Raw genomic sequence first — 15167 nt, forward strand, 5'->3', positions numbered from 1 at the left:
CCACCGCCCGCCATCCGGAGATACAACAGCAAGTAACATATATTTTTCGTATAGTATCACCCGATGTTATAAAATAATTTTTTAGTAACAACTCGCCCCGAAAGGCATGCCCATGGTCGCCCGACGGATACGCTGCATGTACCCGCCGGAATCCTCAAACTCAGTCGAACCGGCAATTCTCCCTGGAGCTCTCCGTTGCGATCACCTCCGGAGTGCAACAGATGATACTGTGTGCCATGAAGCGCAGGACCGGCGGTGCCGGCTCCTCCGCTACGCATCGTGAGGGACAGGATCCCGGAAAATGTGGGGGCCAGGACAGGGGACACGCCGAATCGAAGGGGAAACCCCGGATCCGGCCTATCCGGGGACGTTCACCTTCTCGGTGCCCATCGTCACCTTCACATCGACGAACCGCCCGTCCAGGGTCACGATATAGCGTCCCGCCCGGTAGAGCATGATCGACTTCTCCCGGGCGCTTCCGTATATCCCGTGGTAACCCTCGTCGGCGATGAGCCGGAGGGTTTCGGGGTCGCGGACGGTGACGACGAGCCGGGAGTTCGCGTCCGGTTCGGGATGCCGCGGGGTCGCGGAGAAGGTGATGATGAACGGCACGTCGACGACGTCCACCTGCAGCCCCCTGGCGGAATGGTAGAGGGTATACTGTTCCTCGAAGACCTTCGTCTTTTCGGCGACCGGCTTTGCGCCATCCATCCGTGTCAGGGGCACGGGCGTGACGTTGCATGGGTTCGGGTCCGGCAGGTGCTCGCCGGGCTGCACCGGCACCGGATCGACCGGAACCACCACGTTCAAATTCTGTGTCACGGAGGGAGCAGGGCGGCTCTCCCCGGCCGGTTCCAATGAGCCCGACCACGGTTGATCGACGGCGCCGGAGGGGATCGGCTCATCGTCCTTCTCGAGGGCGATACATCCGGAGCACGCGGCGACAAGGACGACGATCAGGATGAGTGCGGCGGTTCGGGCAGGTGCGCTACGGAAGTCTCCGCCGCGCCGTGGCACACGTCCTTTCCCATCGTTTCGCCGGTACAGCCCCGCATGCCGGCAGGGCAACGATTTTCTGTTCATACCTTCAGTTCCTCCCTCTGCTTTCTCCATAGCGCTTTGTAGTCTCTGTGGTCACCATGCGGACGGCTGTGGCATCACCATGCGGACGGCTGTGGCATCGTCCATCCGGTCATCGATCCAGTTCTATCTCCGAGTAGATCTCCCGCAAGACAAAGTCCCTGATCGAACCATGAACCCCAGGACAGGACCCCGTAGATGTTCAAGACGGAGGTGTCCTTCATGGTCAGATCGTCGCCCTCCGGAAGACGGTGACACTCACCAGGAGGATCAGAACCGCACCGACGAGAAGCCCAAGGAGGGTGACCGCCGGGAATATTCCGGTCTGGAGATCCCTGATCGCATCGATTGCATAGGAGACGGGGTTTAACCGCGCAAGGGCCGCGAGCCAGCCCGGCATCTGGTCGTAGGGCATCAGCGCACTGCTCGTGAAGAAGAGCGGCATTGAGATCATCGCGTTGACTGCCGCGTAGGAGTCATGATCCTCAAGTTTGAGGGCGACCGTCGTCATCAGCGAGGAGAGGAGGAGGCCGAAGATGAAGAGGACTAGATAGGTCTGGAAGAGGAGCGCCGGGTCAAGGAAGTGCGCACCAAGCAGAATGGCAATTACCAGAATGACCGTCGCCTGGATCAGGCCCCGGAGAGTGATGAAAAGGATCTTGCCAAAGAGGATGCTCTCCCGTGGTGCTGGCATCGCAAGGAACTTCTGGAGGTAGCCGAGGATCTTATCGAACATCAGGAGCGCTCCACCCTGGAAGGATGCACCAAGCATCGTCAGGACCAGGATACCGGGGGCGATGAAGTCAAGGTAGTTGTCGGTGAACCGGATCGGAAGAGCGAGGCCGACAAAGATGAGCCATGCCGCAGGCAGAACCAGCGTCGAGATGACATTGACCCTGCCCCGGAGCCAGCGGCGGAAGTCCCGCTCCATGTAATAGAACATCCGCCTCATGCCCGCCTCCGAAGCATCCTGCTGAACTGCCCGACATCAAATGCCGCCGTCTCGTCCTGTTCTCCAACCAGGGCGAGGAAGACGTCGTCGAGGGTCGGTTGCCGGATCGAGACCGATCGGATCGTCATTCCATCTCTGGTGAGTGCGCGGGAGATGGAAAGGCCCGCCTCTTCACCGTTATCCACCTCAAACCTGAGTTCGTCATCGGTTCTGCCGAGAAAGGCGACACCTTCAGGGAGTTGCCCCCCGAAGGTTCCGTCAGTTCGGATCGAGACGATGTCACGGCAGACAGTCGCCTTCAGCGCAGACGGGGTGTCGGTCGCCACCACCCGGCCTCCATCGATGATCCCGACCCGGTCGCAGGCCTGGTCCGCCTCGTCCATGTAGTGCGTCGTGACAAAGACCGTCATCCCCCGGTTCTTCAGCGCGATGATATGCTCCCATATCCGCTTTCTGCCTGCTACATCAAGCCCTATCGTCGGTTCGTCGAGGAAGAGCACCGCCGGGTCATGGACAAGCGCCTGCGCCAGTTCGAGCCTTCTGCGCATCCCGCCCGAGTAGGTCCGCACAAGGTCGTCCGCACGGGACGAAAGGTCCATCATCGCGAGCGCCTCATCCGCCGTCTCCCGGGGATGAGGGACGCCGTAGACCTTTGCAAAGAAGACAACATTCTCCCGCCCGGTGAGTTTCTGGTCGACCGCCATATCCTGCGGGACATAGCTGATCTGCTCCCTGACCGCGAGCGGGTTCCCCGTCACCGAGTGCCCACAGATCGTTGCATCCCCCTCCGTCGGGGCAAGGAGCGTCGTCAGCATCTTTACGGTCGTCGTCTTCCCCGAGCCGTTCGGTCCAAGGAGGCCGAAGATCTCCCGGTCGATCAGAAGATCCATCCGGTCGACCGCAACAAGGCTGCCGAACCGTTTTGTTAACCCTGATACCTCTACTGCTGTCAAAGTAGTACTACTCCTGCTGCTCTCTCTTCATATTTCTTGAAGCACGGATCTCTTCAAGGGTCATGATGGTGATCGCACCGCCCTGTACCTGGCCGTCCGCTCCATCAAGGCGATCTTCAAGCCACCCCTCGGTTTCGAGGTACGCATCCCGGAGCCCTTCGGAAACCTCTGGATCCGGGTTCCAGAGCCCCCTGCATTCCGCTTCAAGGAGGCGCCGACCAATCTCTTCGAGCGCAAATGGATTCGCTTCTTTGAAGAAGGCCCGGTTCTCCGGATCGAGGACGAACGTCTTTGCTATCTCATCAAAAATCCGATCATCAACCTCGCCGGTCGATGCCTCCCATCCATAGACCGTACCGACACGTTTTGCGATGTCGCCTGCACCTTTGTACCCGTGTCGTTTCATCCCCTCGATCCAGGCAGGGTTGAGGAGTTTCGTCGTGACGACACGGCGCAGTTCTGCTGCAAGCGTTCTGACCTCGACCTGTGAGGGGGTGCGGGTGTCACCATAGTATGCTTCCACACGTTTCCCCGAGAGGTGGCGTGCGGCAGCTGTCATCCCACCGTGGGTTCCAAAGTAGCAGCAACACCCGGTCAGGTCGTACTCGTCGGTTGCGGTCTTGTTGAAGGTTGCGTCAACATGGGAGAGGAGGCTTGAGAACCCAGACCTGTTCTCTGTTCCGATGTCTCCGTCCCCGTACGAATAACTGTTCCAATCGAGGAAAATTTCTGCCAGATCCTTCTCTTCTTTCCATGCAGATGCAAAGACTGCAAGGTTGACGCCGCTGCCGTAGGTACCGGGCCTGCTCCCGAAGATCCTCTTGGTGGTTCCGCTCTCTCGTGTATGCATCCCAATTGGGTTCTTGTCATCCGGTTCATCAAGTTCAGATACAGCTGCCAGTGCACGGTCAAGGAGTTCGATTGCAGAGAAGAAACAGTCGCGGATGATACCACTTGCCCGGACTGTGACATCGACACGAGGACGGCCAAGGTCTTCGATTGGAATAACAGAAAACCCAGTTACTTTTACTCCTTCCCAAACCGGTTCGACACCGAGAAGTGTCAGGATTTGAGCGAACTGCTCTCCGTCGGTCCACATCAGGTCACTTGACATCCAGTCCATCGCGACTGTCTTTGGATAATCCCCATGCTCCTCAAGGTATGTTTTTAAAAGAGCATCGGCGAGCTTTCTGCCAACCATCCAGGCCGCTTTTGTCGGGACCGTCGAAGGGTCGAGTGAGTAGAAGTTCCTCCCGGTTGGAAGGATGTCAGTTTTTCCACGGGTTATCAGCCCAGATGGACCGGGAGGAATAAACCCGCCCGAGATGCCGTGGAGGAGCGATCTTATCTCGTTAGTCTCGTTGATACCAGTATTGAGAGTTAGGATCAGAGCTGCTACAGCGAAAAGATCATCCTCTGTTCCCGGCAGCGGCGGACGACCGACTGCGGTATGGACTGCATCAAGGGCATTCGACCCAGAGAGGATCGCCCTGACGAAGGCAAGTTCTGCGCTCTCCCGTTCGCGGAGCAACTCCACGTTCTCTGGGGAACAACTATCCGCAAAGAGTGCTTTTGAGAGAGCGTTGTTGAACCGAGCAGCGGCATGGATGAAATGTGCTCTTGCCTCACCCTCCGGCCGCTCCCCGAAGATGTGCATGCCGTCTGGAATGCGGGAGGATGCAATCACTCCAAGATGCCGATGCACCCGCCCTATGAAGGCAGAAAAGTCTCCCCCCGTCTCTGGAAGACGGGTCTCCTCTGCGATACCACCTTCACGGACGGCAGCAGTGATCATATGTTCAAGGGTATGTGCACGGGCCGGATCACTCTCCTTTGCACGAGCATACTCGTCAAGAAGTCCTTCGAGATCCTTTAACGCACCATAGAGGCCGCTTGCCTGCATTACCGTCTGCATATGATCTACGAGTGTCGCACAGGCACGCCGTTTTGCGATCGACCCCTCAGGGGGGTTGTCGGCATTGTAGATGTAAAGATGAGGGATTGTGCCGATGGCAATGTCGGGGAAGCATCGTGAAGAAGGAGCCGCAGATTTCCCCGGCAGAAACTCAAGGTTTCCATGTGTTCCGACGTGGATGATGACATCGGCGCCAAAAACCCGTTCCAGCCACCGGTAGGTTGCGAGGTACTGGTGAGTCGGCGGAATCTCGGGGTCGTGGAGTATCTTGCAGGCCTCGCCGTCGCACCTTGCCCCCGCGCATCCGCGTTTCGGCTGGACACAGACGACTGCGTTCCCATAGGATACTCCGGTGACGACGATGTTACCGTCGTGTACCATGGCGGCAGGGACACCATCCATCTCTTCTCCCGGCGGCCGCCCCCAGGACTCCTCCATTTTCACCTGTACTGTTGGATCGAGCTCGGAGAACCACTCCCGGTACTCGCTCTCATCAACGAGGGCAAGGGCACCCCCGCACCGAATGATCGAACCGACCGATGTCCAGCGGAAGTCGCTGATCGCACGCTTCTCCATGATCAAATCGATCAGTTCTTTACCACTCTGAGGAGGATCAACCGAATAACCCCCATCTTTCATTGCGTTGAGAATCTTTGCAACGCTTTCCAGTGTATCGAGATGGGCGCCGGCGCCGACAGTTGCCTCGACCGATGAGCAGGGCTTGTTATGGAGTATGAATGCGACCTTTCGTTCTTCCGGGCTCTTCTCCCGCAGTCGGATCCATGCTTCAACCCTCTTGCAGATCCGCTCGATCCTATCCGGGATCGGCTCATGCATTCCGGTCCCCTCACCGGAATCGACCTCGGTTCCGACGGCAAGCATCTCGATCATCCCCTGCATCTCAGGCAGAGCGACACTCCAGCCGATCTCGGTAGCAGACAGACCAAGAGGTGAATCAAGCCATTCCGGATGTGTCTTGTGATATAGGATGACCGGGTGAATAACGGGTACATCAAGTTCGGAGAAGATATCCCGTGATCCTTCTGCATTAGATGCTTGGAAGACCGGTTGAAGGTTGATGATGAATGATACCTCTCCAGAGAACCACTCCCGGGCGACTTCGGGTCCCGGTCGAGCGCCGAGGTCGGCATCCCCGCCGGAGAGGCAGAAGATCGGAATGACATCTGCGAATAATTCAACCCTCCTGATGAGAGCATCGACGACCTCCTGGTCCCCGTTTGCCCAGTAGGTCCGTGAGAAAACTATTCCCACCGATAAGGGATGGCGCCGTGGGCGGAAGGTACGGTAGGCATTCAGGTCGGCGAAAGGCTCTTTTGCATCAGGATAATAGATCCCTTCCCATGGCATAGGCACCGGGGGTTCGGGTTCGGTATCGTCACCGGCGGCAATATGCTTGAGATACCGGATCATCCGGCAGTAGTTCTCTTCTCCGCCATGCGTCATGTAGGCCGAGACGGCGGCGACGGATTTGACCGGAACTGTAGAAAGTGACCAGAAAGCCTGGTTATGCCCAAACGAGACGATAGGAATGTCGGTTCGGAGGCGCGGTATCAGGTCGTCCCATGCGGCATCCTGCGAGGGGTGGAGGAGGATCAGGTCTGCCTCCTGTTGGGAAGAGAGGAACCGCTCCTGTGCATCCGGTTGGGCGACATCGTGGATGCCGGTGATCTCAAGAAAGATCTTTTCACGGTATGCGGCCGCAGTAAGAAGGGGGATGTCCGATCCCCACACAATGGCAGCGATCTTCATGATCTTCCCCCCGCTATTGCATGAAGCGGTGCAACAAGAAGGCCCGCTTCGGGATCGTGTATAATCCGTGCATTCACCCCGTAGACCTCGCGTATCTGCTCCGGAGTGATGAGGTCTTCCGGGCTCCCGAACCCGACGATGTGGCCGCCTTTGAGCAGCATCAACCGGTCGGCATAGCGTGCGGCGATGCTCAGATCGTGAACCGCCATGATGACGGTCATACCTGCTGTCCGCGAGAGGTCGTGGACGATGGCAAGTGTTTCCAGCTGATGGTGGATATCAAGGTTGTTTGTCGGTTCGTCGAGGAGGAGGACTTTTGGGTCCTGGGCAACTGCTCTTGCGATCAGCACCTTCTGCTGCTGGCCTCCGGAAAGCTCGTTGAAATCGCGGTCGGCGAGATCTTCAATTCCGAGGAGCCGGATCGCATACTCGATCCAGTTGAGGTCCTCTTCTCCAAGTCGCCACCCCATATGCGGAGTCCTTCCCATCATGATCACGTCAAAGACGGTTGCCGCAGAGATCCGTGCTCCGTTCTGGGGTACATAGCCGATCGTCATTGCGATGTCATGCTGGCGCATCGAACGGAGATTCCGGTCATTGATGAGTATGGTTCCTTCCGGATGAAGGATCCGATCTATGCACCGGATGAGGGTGGTTTTTCCCGAGCCATTCGGCCCGACAAGACAGGTAATTGTGCCTTTATCAATCTGGAAAGTCAGATCCCGCAGTACCGGAGTGCTACGGTAGGCAAAGCAGAGTGTGTCTACGTTGATGGTTACCAATAGTTTCGCCCCCTTCTGAGGAAGAGCAGGATGAAGAATGGAACGCCAAGGAAGGCGGTCATGATCCCAACCGGCAGAATCTGCGGTGCCATGATGGTTCTTCCGATGCTGTCTGCACCGAGGAGAACGAGTGCGCCCACCACAGCAGTTCCCGGCAGAAGGAACCGGTGGTCCCCCCCGATAACCATTCGTGTGATGTGCGGTGCAACAAGCCCGATGAACCCGATTGTGCCGGTGAAGCAGATGACACCGGCGGTGAGCAGGGAAGCTCCCGCCATCCCTCCTATCCGGAGTCGTTCGACCGGGACACCCAGGCTCGTTGCCGCCTCATCACCGGCAGCGAGGGTATTCAGACTGCGTGCAGAGATGAGAAAGAGCGGGAAGGTGCAGCCGATCAGAACTGCAGCAACCGTCACCGTCTCCCATGTGGATCGCCCGAGGCTTCCAAACATCCAGAAGACTACTGCATGGACGTCTTCTGAGCTTCCGATGTACTGGAGGAAACTGGTCAGTGCCGAGAAGAGGTACATGATCGCAATTCCTGCCATGATCATCGTCTCGGGGGTGACCCCTTTGTACCGGGCAAGACCATAGACGAGGGCGGCAGCGATCAGCGTGAAGAGGAAGGCGTTCCCGACGATGAGGGAGCCTCCCGCGACGACACCGGCTCCAAGAACGATAGCAAGCGATGCTCCAAAACTTGCCGCCGAGGCGATTCCAAGGGTAAAGGGGCTTGCAAGCGGGTTTCGTAAGATACCCTGCATCACTGCTCCGGCAAGTCCAAGAGCGGCACCGGCAAGGATACCCATCAGGATGCGGGGAAGACGGTAGTCCCAGATGATTGTTCCCGCTTCACTTGCACCGTCAGGCCCTGTGAGGATAATTGTATAGACGTCAAGGACGCTTATTGGATATGACCCGAGTGTCGCTGCCATCCCTGTGAGGAGAATAAGGAAGGCGACGGAAAAGCCGATGATGAGTATTCTCGAATGCGTCCTATCAATATATCCATCCCGTGCCGATATGACGTCCATTATACCCTCCCGTCAGGGTAGTAGAACGTTCCCTGCTCTTTGATCTCTTCCCCGGTTTTCGTGAAGCGGTCCAAGTATTCATGGTGGATGGCGACCGGATCGATATCCTCGAAGAGGGCTGGATAGAACCATTTTGCCACCATGGCAACAGCAGCGGGTGAGGCGGTTCCCATGGAGAAAGCAGAGGTTACTACATAGATCCGGTCGTCCCTGACTGCAGGTATCCTTGAAAAACCTGGAAGTGCCGATATTTCGTTGCGAAGGTTTTTGATCTCGTCTCGATCATCAAAATTATATCCTCCTTTTCCAAGCGCCCAGATGAGTATCACGTCTGGCGATTGTGATATGACCCATTCGTGTTCAACATCGGCATTCATCGTAAAATGACCCTCAGCAACATTTTGACCGCCTGCCGCAACGAGGATAGAGTGAAGCCCGGTATCGGTAGAGTAAGCCCTTCTCCCAAAGGATGTACCGCTTCCCGTTTCGGCATAGACCCGCACCCGTTTAGAATCCGGGATGGTGCTGACCCGCTCCGAGACGAGGTCCATGATGGCGTCATGCCAGTTAAGGTATTCATGGGTGTTCGCTTCCGCTCCGACGAGTCTACCGAGGGTCACCATTTCTTCACGGAAATATTCGGCCCGATAGAAATCCATTCTAACGACTTTTATGTGGGAAGGGAGATGGCGTTCAAGTTTTTCCTGTTCGGGGTACTTGACAAAGGTCATGACAATATCAGGTTGTAATGCAAGAATGCTTTCGATATCAGGCTCCCAGGCTCCTCCGACGCTCGGGCGGTCGACAAGATTTGGGAATTGGTATGTTCTTTCCTTTATGCTCTCTGAGATTCCAACGATCCGATCATCTTCACCGATGACATTGATAGCATCAGCTGCCTGGTGATGAAGGATAACAATCCGTTCAACCGGCCGGTACAGGATGATCTCCGTGCCTACGGTATCGGTGATCCTGCGGGGGTATTGGGGATAGAGGGGAGCGGCGGCGCGGAGATCCTCGACACCCGGCCCGCAGCCCTGAAGATGGTCGAGGATGCCTGTGGCAAGGATCTGCCGTGCCTCTTCATCGTAGTTATCCTCTGCCAGTGCCGGGCAAATCATGAGGAATGAGGCAAGGATGACCGCGCCGAGGATCTTCTGTGCCGTTCTCATGGGTGTCCCCTCCAGGTAAGAATAACAGCAGACAGTATGGCCCCAAGGATGACAGCAGCAATGGGTGCCGGGGACTGTTTTGCAGAGGGTTGTGAAAAGGAGATTCCGTTTGTCAGGTCAAGAACTGTCCCGTTGATCTCCGGGGTTGCGGGTCCACTGAGCGTGTAAGTGATTGATTCCTCACCGAGTATGGCAAAATGAACCTTCGATTCTTCGGTTCTGGTCTGGTCCATCGGGTGCGTTGTTCCGAGATAGGTGTATCCTGCCGGGATCACCTCAGTGATCCCGCCGATCATCCCATCGGGGAATGTCACCCGGACGGTGATCGTTCCCCCTGTGTCAGGAGAGGCAATTGTCCGGTCGATTGCTGCTGTTGCGGTACCGATGCAGAGGACAAAGATGAGAAGAAGGATGGTGACTTGGCGGATACGAAGCATAATGCAATGATTGTAACACTCATTCATAAGTATTTTTCTGTTATTATTACTAGGTAAAATAGATCCAGAATAATTCACACGAAATAAAGATAGTAACCATTTTTGTACAACAAAAACCAGAGAAGTCGAGACAATGAGACAATTTCCCACAAACGATTCATAAAATAATTCTAAAAATTACAATATAATAACACATTTATAGTGATAAGTGTTACTGTGATCGTTCGGCGCGGGATACCCCGCCGAGGAGGAATGATCGCATGAATAATGATCGCATGAATGGAAGAAGAGAAAAACATGAGGATGCCGTTTCACCGGTGATAGGGGTGATGTTGATGCTTGTCGTCACGATCATTATCGCCGCCGTCATCTCGGGGTTTGCCGGGGAACTTGTAGGAACTACAGAAAAAGCCCCGCAACTGGTGATGGATGTAGAGATCAAAAATACAGGAGACATGTGGACAAGCTGGGTTGTATTCGACATTAAGAGCGTGTCCGAACCGATCCATACACGTGATCTCCGGATTGCAACATCGTGGCGGACAACCAATAAAACGGCGAACGATGGCTCTATCATAACCGGAGGCGCTACGGTTGCGGCAGGAGTGGAAAACACGAATTACACAACAAGCGATGCCGGTACTACCGGGCAATTCCGTATGGTTTCTCCCATAGGTCATGGCCAGGGAGTTACCCAGCTACAGGAATTCGAGTACCAAAAGACAGTTCCCCCTTATGATCCCGGGCAATACTTCGGAAATTACACATTGACTGTTGGAACAGCGATGAGACAATCACCGGCACGCTATGGGCCGGCTCATAGAAATGATCTAGCCGCGGATGTATATCTTGAACTCTATGAATATCATCCTACGCATATAGAAAGAGACCAAAGAGATTCAGTTCAGGCAATTCTTGGCAAGGATTGGACTCACCTTCGTGTGGGAGATGTTGTGGATATCAAGATTACACACATCCCAAGCGGGCAAGTTATCTTTGATAAATCGGTGGTGGTGCAGGGATGAGGTCTATTAGAGAAAACGAAGATGCCGTTTCGCCGGTTGTCGGCATTATGCTGATGCTGGTCGTCACGATCATCATCGCAGCGATTGTTTCCAGCTTTGCTGGCGGTCTTGCCAGCGATGCCAAGAAGACGCCACAGATAACCATCAAGGCCGAATACAGCCAGTCTCAGGGCATGACGATCTACCACCTCGGCGGTGATACCGTGAACACACTGGACACGAAGGTTTTCGTCAAACCCACAAGAGATTTTTCTTCCGATTACCAGACATGGGAGGTCAATACCTCTGCTCTTATGGTAAATAAAAAACCGTGGTTAAAAGTGGGGGGCTATCAAACAAGTAATGCATTGATATTTGGACCTGGTGATACCGCAATCGTGGAGCCTGCTGAGCTCAATGAGGGAGCGGTACAGCCTGCGACGTACGTCGGCAACTCGGCCCCCTATAATAACGCACAGGAGAAGAATGCAGGTTTCCAACATCCCGAAAATCGAGGCAAACGATTTACCTTAAGTCTCGTCGACAACGGTGGAAAAACTATTGCACAGACCGAGGTTACAATTAGAGCCTGAGATACCTGAAAACATTTCGAAGGCACTGCTATTGAACAAGCCTTGGGGGGTGCCCACCGGTTCGACCGAACCGGTGATAACCTCTTTAGAGCACCCATTTCACCCACCCCCACAATAACCCCCCAAGTCTTAGGATGGCCTCGATCGAGATGATTCAATGCGGAAGAGCACCCTGGGGAAGGCCTTCCGGTGATGGTGTCAGGCAGAGGGAGGTGTCCTCTGCCCCCTCGAATGCCCTGGTATGCGTGCCTGTGCAGACCGCAGATACACCCATTCTCAATGACACATATAGTGTTTTTCGCAGTATCTCTGGGCAAACCAGCGCACCCGTCCTCCCACCTGTTGGGATGCTGCAGTACGGTCTTGCAAACTGAAACTAGACACTCAGATCCGACATGCAGTGCTCCTGCAGAAGCCATGGAGAGAGCAAGGTGTGAATATGTAGTCAGAAACTTTTGAAAATGAAGAAATAGTATTAAAGATTACGACAATAGTAGGATTATGACTCCGAGACCGCTCCACCACACACTCCCGTTCACCGCCATCGTCGGGCAGCAGCAGATGAAACTTGCTCTCGTACTCAACGCGATCAATCCCCGGATCGGCGGCGTCCTGATCCGGGGAGAGAAAGGGACGGCAAAATCCACCGCTGTCCGTGCACTTGCCGATGTTCTCCCTGAGATCCCGGTCATGCAGGGCTGCCCCTTCTCATGCGATCCAGGCGATCCAGACAGTTACTGTCCGATATGTTCAGGGATGGCAGATAATGGCGATCGAATCACCCAAACAACCCGGCCGGTCAGGGTCGTCACCCTGCCGCTTGGTGCGACGGAAGATCGGGTTGTCGGAACGCTCGATCTCAAACGTGCCATCAAGGAGGGGATTGCAGCACTCGATCCCGGCATCCTTGCCACAGCACACCGTGGCATTCTCTATATCGACGAAGTAAACCTCCTTGACGATCATATCGTCGATATTCTCCTCGACGCAGCGGCAATGGGGGTGAATACCGTTGAACGAGAGGGGATATCAGTCTCGCATCCGTCCAAGTTCATTCTTGTCGGAACAATGAATCCAGAAGAGGGTGAACTCAGGCCACAGCTCCTCGACCGGTTCGGCCTTATGGTAACAGTGGAAGGGATCGCCGATCCCGAAGAGAGGATGCTCGTCATCGAAGCCGCCGAAGCATGGGACGGAGATCCCGAAGCACTGCGTCTGGAACACGATGAGGAACTCAAATCTCTCAGGGCATCGATCCTTGCCGCACGCGACATCCTTCCCGAGGTCGAGATCGAAAAAGACCTCGTCAGGCAGATAATCGATGCGTGCCTCAACCTCGGCATCACTACCCACCGCGCCGAGATCACCGTTGTGCGGACTGCAAAGACGATCGCAGCATTCCAGGGGAGAACGTCCGTCACCCCGGCAGATGTCCGCGAAGCGATTGCACTTGCCCTCCCACATCGGATGCGAAAACGCCCGTTTGAAGAGCCTGATATCGATCCGGGCGTCCTCGATGACCTCATCCCGGATAGTGACGATCCAGATCCTTCCGATGATGAGACAGAATCCCCGCCACAGGAGCAGGATGAAAGCGACGAGTCCCATCCGCCCCCGCCATCCGGCCGGGGGAGGAGAGAGACTCATGGTATCGGCTCCCCAGTCAATACGGCGCCGATCCACGATGATATACCCCCCGATCGCACCCTCAGAAAGACCGCACGGGGTCGCCGTATCCCAACTCCAACCGAGGACCTCCGGGGGCGGAAGACGAGTACTGCTCCGGCAGCTGAGTGGCGGGGCCTCTCGCTCGATGCCACCATCAGAGCGGCGGCACCTCACCAGCGTGATCGTGAGAAGGGGGGGAATGCCATCTCGATCATCTCCGAAGACCTCCGGCAGGCCCGAAGGACCGGAAAAGCGGAGGTCGCCTGCGTCTTCGTCGTCGACGCAAGCGGGTCGATGGGTGCTGAGAAGAGGATGGAGAGTGCGAAAGGGGCCGTCCTCTCTCTCCTTGAAGATGCATACAAGAACAGGGACCGGATCGGGCTTGTTGCGTTCCGGGGAGACGACGCCGATGTCCTCCTTCCCCTCTCCCGGAGTGTTGAACTCGCTTATCAGCGCCTCTCGGATATCCCTACCGGCGGGAGGACACCCCTTGCCCTCGGGCTTGAGAAGGGGCTGCAGATGCTCGAACGTGAGCGGAAAAAACGCAGAGATATTCTTCCGATGATGATGCTCATCTCAGATGGCAGAGCAAATGCCGGGATGGGGGGAGAGATCCGCCAGGAGATTCGCAGTGTATCCGGGGCGATTGCAGAGGCCGGAATCCGAACCGTCATCATCGATACCGAGGCAGTATCTTCTCGTCAGCCCCTCTCTCTCGGCTACTGCCGGGAGATTGCCGGTATCAGCGGCGGCAGTTATTATCCGATCGCAGAACTTTCTGCAGGAACTGTGGAAGAGATCGCACGGCGGGAGGGTGGGCTCTTTATCGGTTCATGATGAGGGGCAACCACCATCCTCCTTCTGCACATCTTCTCTGCAGAGTGAACTTACTATTAATGAACTCCAACGATTTTCTCATGCCCCTGCCATTCACACCCGACGGTGAACATACACCACCCCTCAAACATTAGGACAGTCATCTCCGGAGCAACGGCATCCAAAAACCCTCCGGGCACGTCTCGCCTCCCGGCAACCCCCACCAGCTCGGCGTGCGCCCCCCTCCCCCTCAGAACACAACCAACACCAGCGCGACCAGGGTGATGGGAACGACCCGCTGGAGCGGCGGGACCGCCTTCCTGCACCCGGCGATGACAGAACCCCGATTGAGCGCGAGCGCGGCCACGGGGGCAGCAGGAACCGGGGCGATCACATGTCCAGGATCTGCGAGGAACCGGCGGCTGTAGAGGAGGGCGAAAAGCGCCTGGATGCCGCTTGAGAAGAGGTTCAGCCCCGTGTAGATCCCCCCGACAACAGGGCCGAGGAGGATCAGGGCCGCAGGGAGCTGGACGCGGAAGAGCGATTCCCCGAGCACCACCGGGAAGGCGCCCATGATAAGGATCGGGATCACCTCCCGCTCTGTCACCTTCCCGTCGCGGTAGTATTCGGCGAGCATCGACTTTCCCGCCGTGGCGTTGACCCCCATCGCGACGATCGAAAGGACGCACGCATCGGAGAGGCCGGAGATCTTGCAAAACGGCCCGGTAAACGATGAAATCCGGGAAAAGACCCCGGCCTCGGCGAGAATGTTCACGACGACGATGCCCACGGTTACCAGCAGGACGGCGTTCACCGCGGAAAAGAATACCTGCACGGCCCTACCCTTCCCCGAATACCATCTTTTATTCTCCCGGACGTATCTGCACAGTATTACAATCTATTATAATTTATATAATAAGTGTTACTACACATAACCAACAGGCGAACTCATAGAAAACATCCGTGTCGTCCGGGTTCTCATCGATTGTGG

12 protein-coding genes are annotated in these 15167 nt (G+C 56.0%); 3 read left to right on the forward strand and 9 right to left on the reverse strand.

The annotated features are described in order from the left end of the window. Positions 1-357: 357 nt before the first annotated feature. The 8 genes from MchiMG62_RS10670 to MchiMG62_RS10705 form a co-directional block, all read right to left on the reverse strand. Complete coding sequence (locus tag MchiMG62_RS10670) at positions 358-1083, reverse strand: hypothetical protein (protein WP_221056937.1); 726 nt, start codon at positions 1081-1083, stop codon at positions 358-360. Between the two features lie 223 nt (positions 1084-1306). Continuing rightward, the gene (locus tag MchiMG62_RS10675; RefSeq protein WP_221056938.1) at positions 1307-2032 is read right to left on the reverse strand and encodes an ABC transporter permease; all 726 of its coding nucleotides are present in this window, start codon (positions 2030-2032) and stop codon (positions 1307-1309) included. Continuing rightward, positions 2029-2985: an ABC transporter ATP-binding protein gene (locus MchiMG62_RS10680; protein WP_221056939.1), complete on the reverse strand. Its 957-nt coding sequence runs from the start codon at positions 2983-2985 to the stop codon at positions 2029-2031. The genes MchiMG62_RS10675 and MchiMG62_RS10680 overlap by 4 nt, the downstream gene beginning before the upstream one ends. Positions 2986-2992: 7 nt before the next feature. Continuing rightward, positions 2993-6670 carry a cobaltochelatase subunit CobN gene (locus MchiMG62_RS10685; RefSeq protein ID WP_221056940.1) on the reverse strand — a complete coding sequence of 1226 codons (3678 nt, stop codon included), beginning with the start codon at positions 6668-6670 and terminating at the stop codon, positions 2993-2995. Beyond that, positions 6667-7452: an ABC transporter ATP-binding protein gene (locus tag MchiMG62_RS10690; protein ID WP_244987690.1), complete on the reverse strand. Its 786-nt coding sequence runs from the start codon at positions 7450-7452 to the stop codon at positions 6667-6669. The genes MchiMG62_RS10685 and MchiMG62_RS10690 overlap by 4 nt, the downstream gene beginning before the upstream one ends. Next, positions 7446-8486 carry a FecCD family ABC transporter permease gene (locus MchiMG62_RS10695; RefSeq protein ID WP_221056941.1) on the reverse strand — a complete coding sequence of 347 codons (1041 nt, stop codon included), beginning with the start codon at positions 8484-8486 and terminating at the stop codon, positions 7446-7448. The genes MchiMG62_RS10690 and MchiMG62_RS10695 overlap by 7 nt, the downstream gene beginning before the upstream one ends. Continuing rightward, the gene (locus MchiMG62_RS10700; RefSeq protein ID WP_221056942.1) at positions 8486-9658 is read right to left on the reverse strand and encodes an ABC transporter substrate-binding protein; all 1173 of its coding nucleotides are present in this window, start codon (positions 9656-9658) and stop codon (positions 8486-8488) included. The genes MchiMG62_RS10695 and MchiMG62_RS10700 overlap by 1 nt, the downstream gene beginning before the upstream one ends. Further along, complete coding sequence (locus MchiMG62_RS10705) at positions 9655-10095, reverse strand: hypothetical protein (protein ID WP_221056943.1); 441 nt, start codon at positions 10093-10095, stop codon at positions 9655-9657. The genes MchiMG62_RS10700 and MchiMG62_RS10705 overlap by 4 nt, the downstream gene beginning before the upstream one ends. 260 nt (positions 10096-10355) lie before the next feature. Between MchiMG62_RS10705 and MchiMG62_RS10710 the strand changes: the two genes are divergently transcribed. From MchiMG62_RS10710 to MchiMG62_RS10720, 3 genes are all read left to right on the forward strand, one after another. Further along, positions 10356-11120, forward strand: coding sequence for a type IV pilin N-terminal domain-containing protein (locus tag MchiMG62_RS10710; protein WP_244987691.1), 765 nt, complete (start codon positions 10356-10358; stop codon positions 11118-11120). Positions 11121-11167: 47 nt separating this feature from the next. Further along, a complete protein-coding gene (locus tag MchiMG62_RS10715) occupies positions 11168-11692 on the forward strand; it encodes a type IV pilin N-terminal domain-containing protein (protein WP_244987692.1) in 525 nt (174 codons plus the stop codon). Between the two features lie 501 nt (positions 11693-12193). Beyond that, positions 12194-14197 carry a magnesium chelatase subunit D family protein gene (locus MchiMG62_RS10720; protein ID WP_221056945.1) on the forward strand — a complete coding sequence of 668 codons (2004 nt, stop codon included), beginning with the start codon at positions 12194-12196 and terminating at the stop codon, positions 14195-14197. Positions 14198-14426: 229 nt separating this feature from the next. Here MchiMG62_RS10720 and MchiMG62_RS10725 read toward each other — a convergent pair whose 3' ends face one another. Next, the gene (locus MchiMG62_RS10725; protein ID WP_244987693.1) at positions 14427-15011 is read right to left on the reverse strand and encodes a nucleoside recognition domain-containing protein; all 585 of its coding nucleotides are present in this window, start codon (positions 15009-15011) and stop codon (positions 14427-14429) included. Positions 15012-15167 lie beyond the last annotated feature (156 nt).

The organism is Methanoculleus chikugoensis (genome assembly GCF_019669965.1).
Lineage (GTDB): Archaea > Halobacteriota > Methanomicrobia > Methanomicrobiales > Methanoculleaceae > Methanoculleus > Methanoculleus chikugoensis.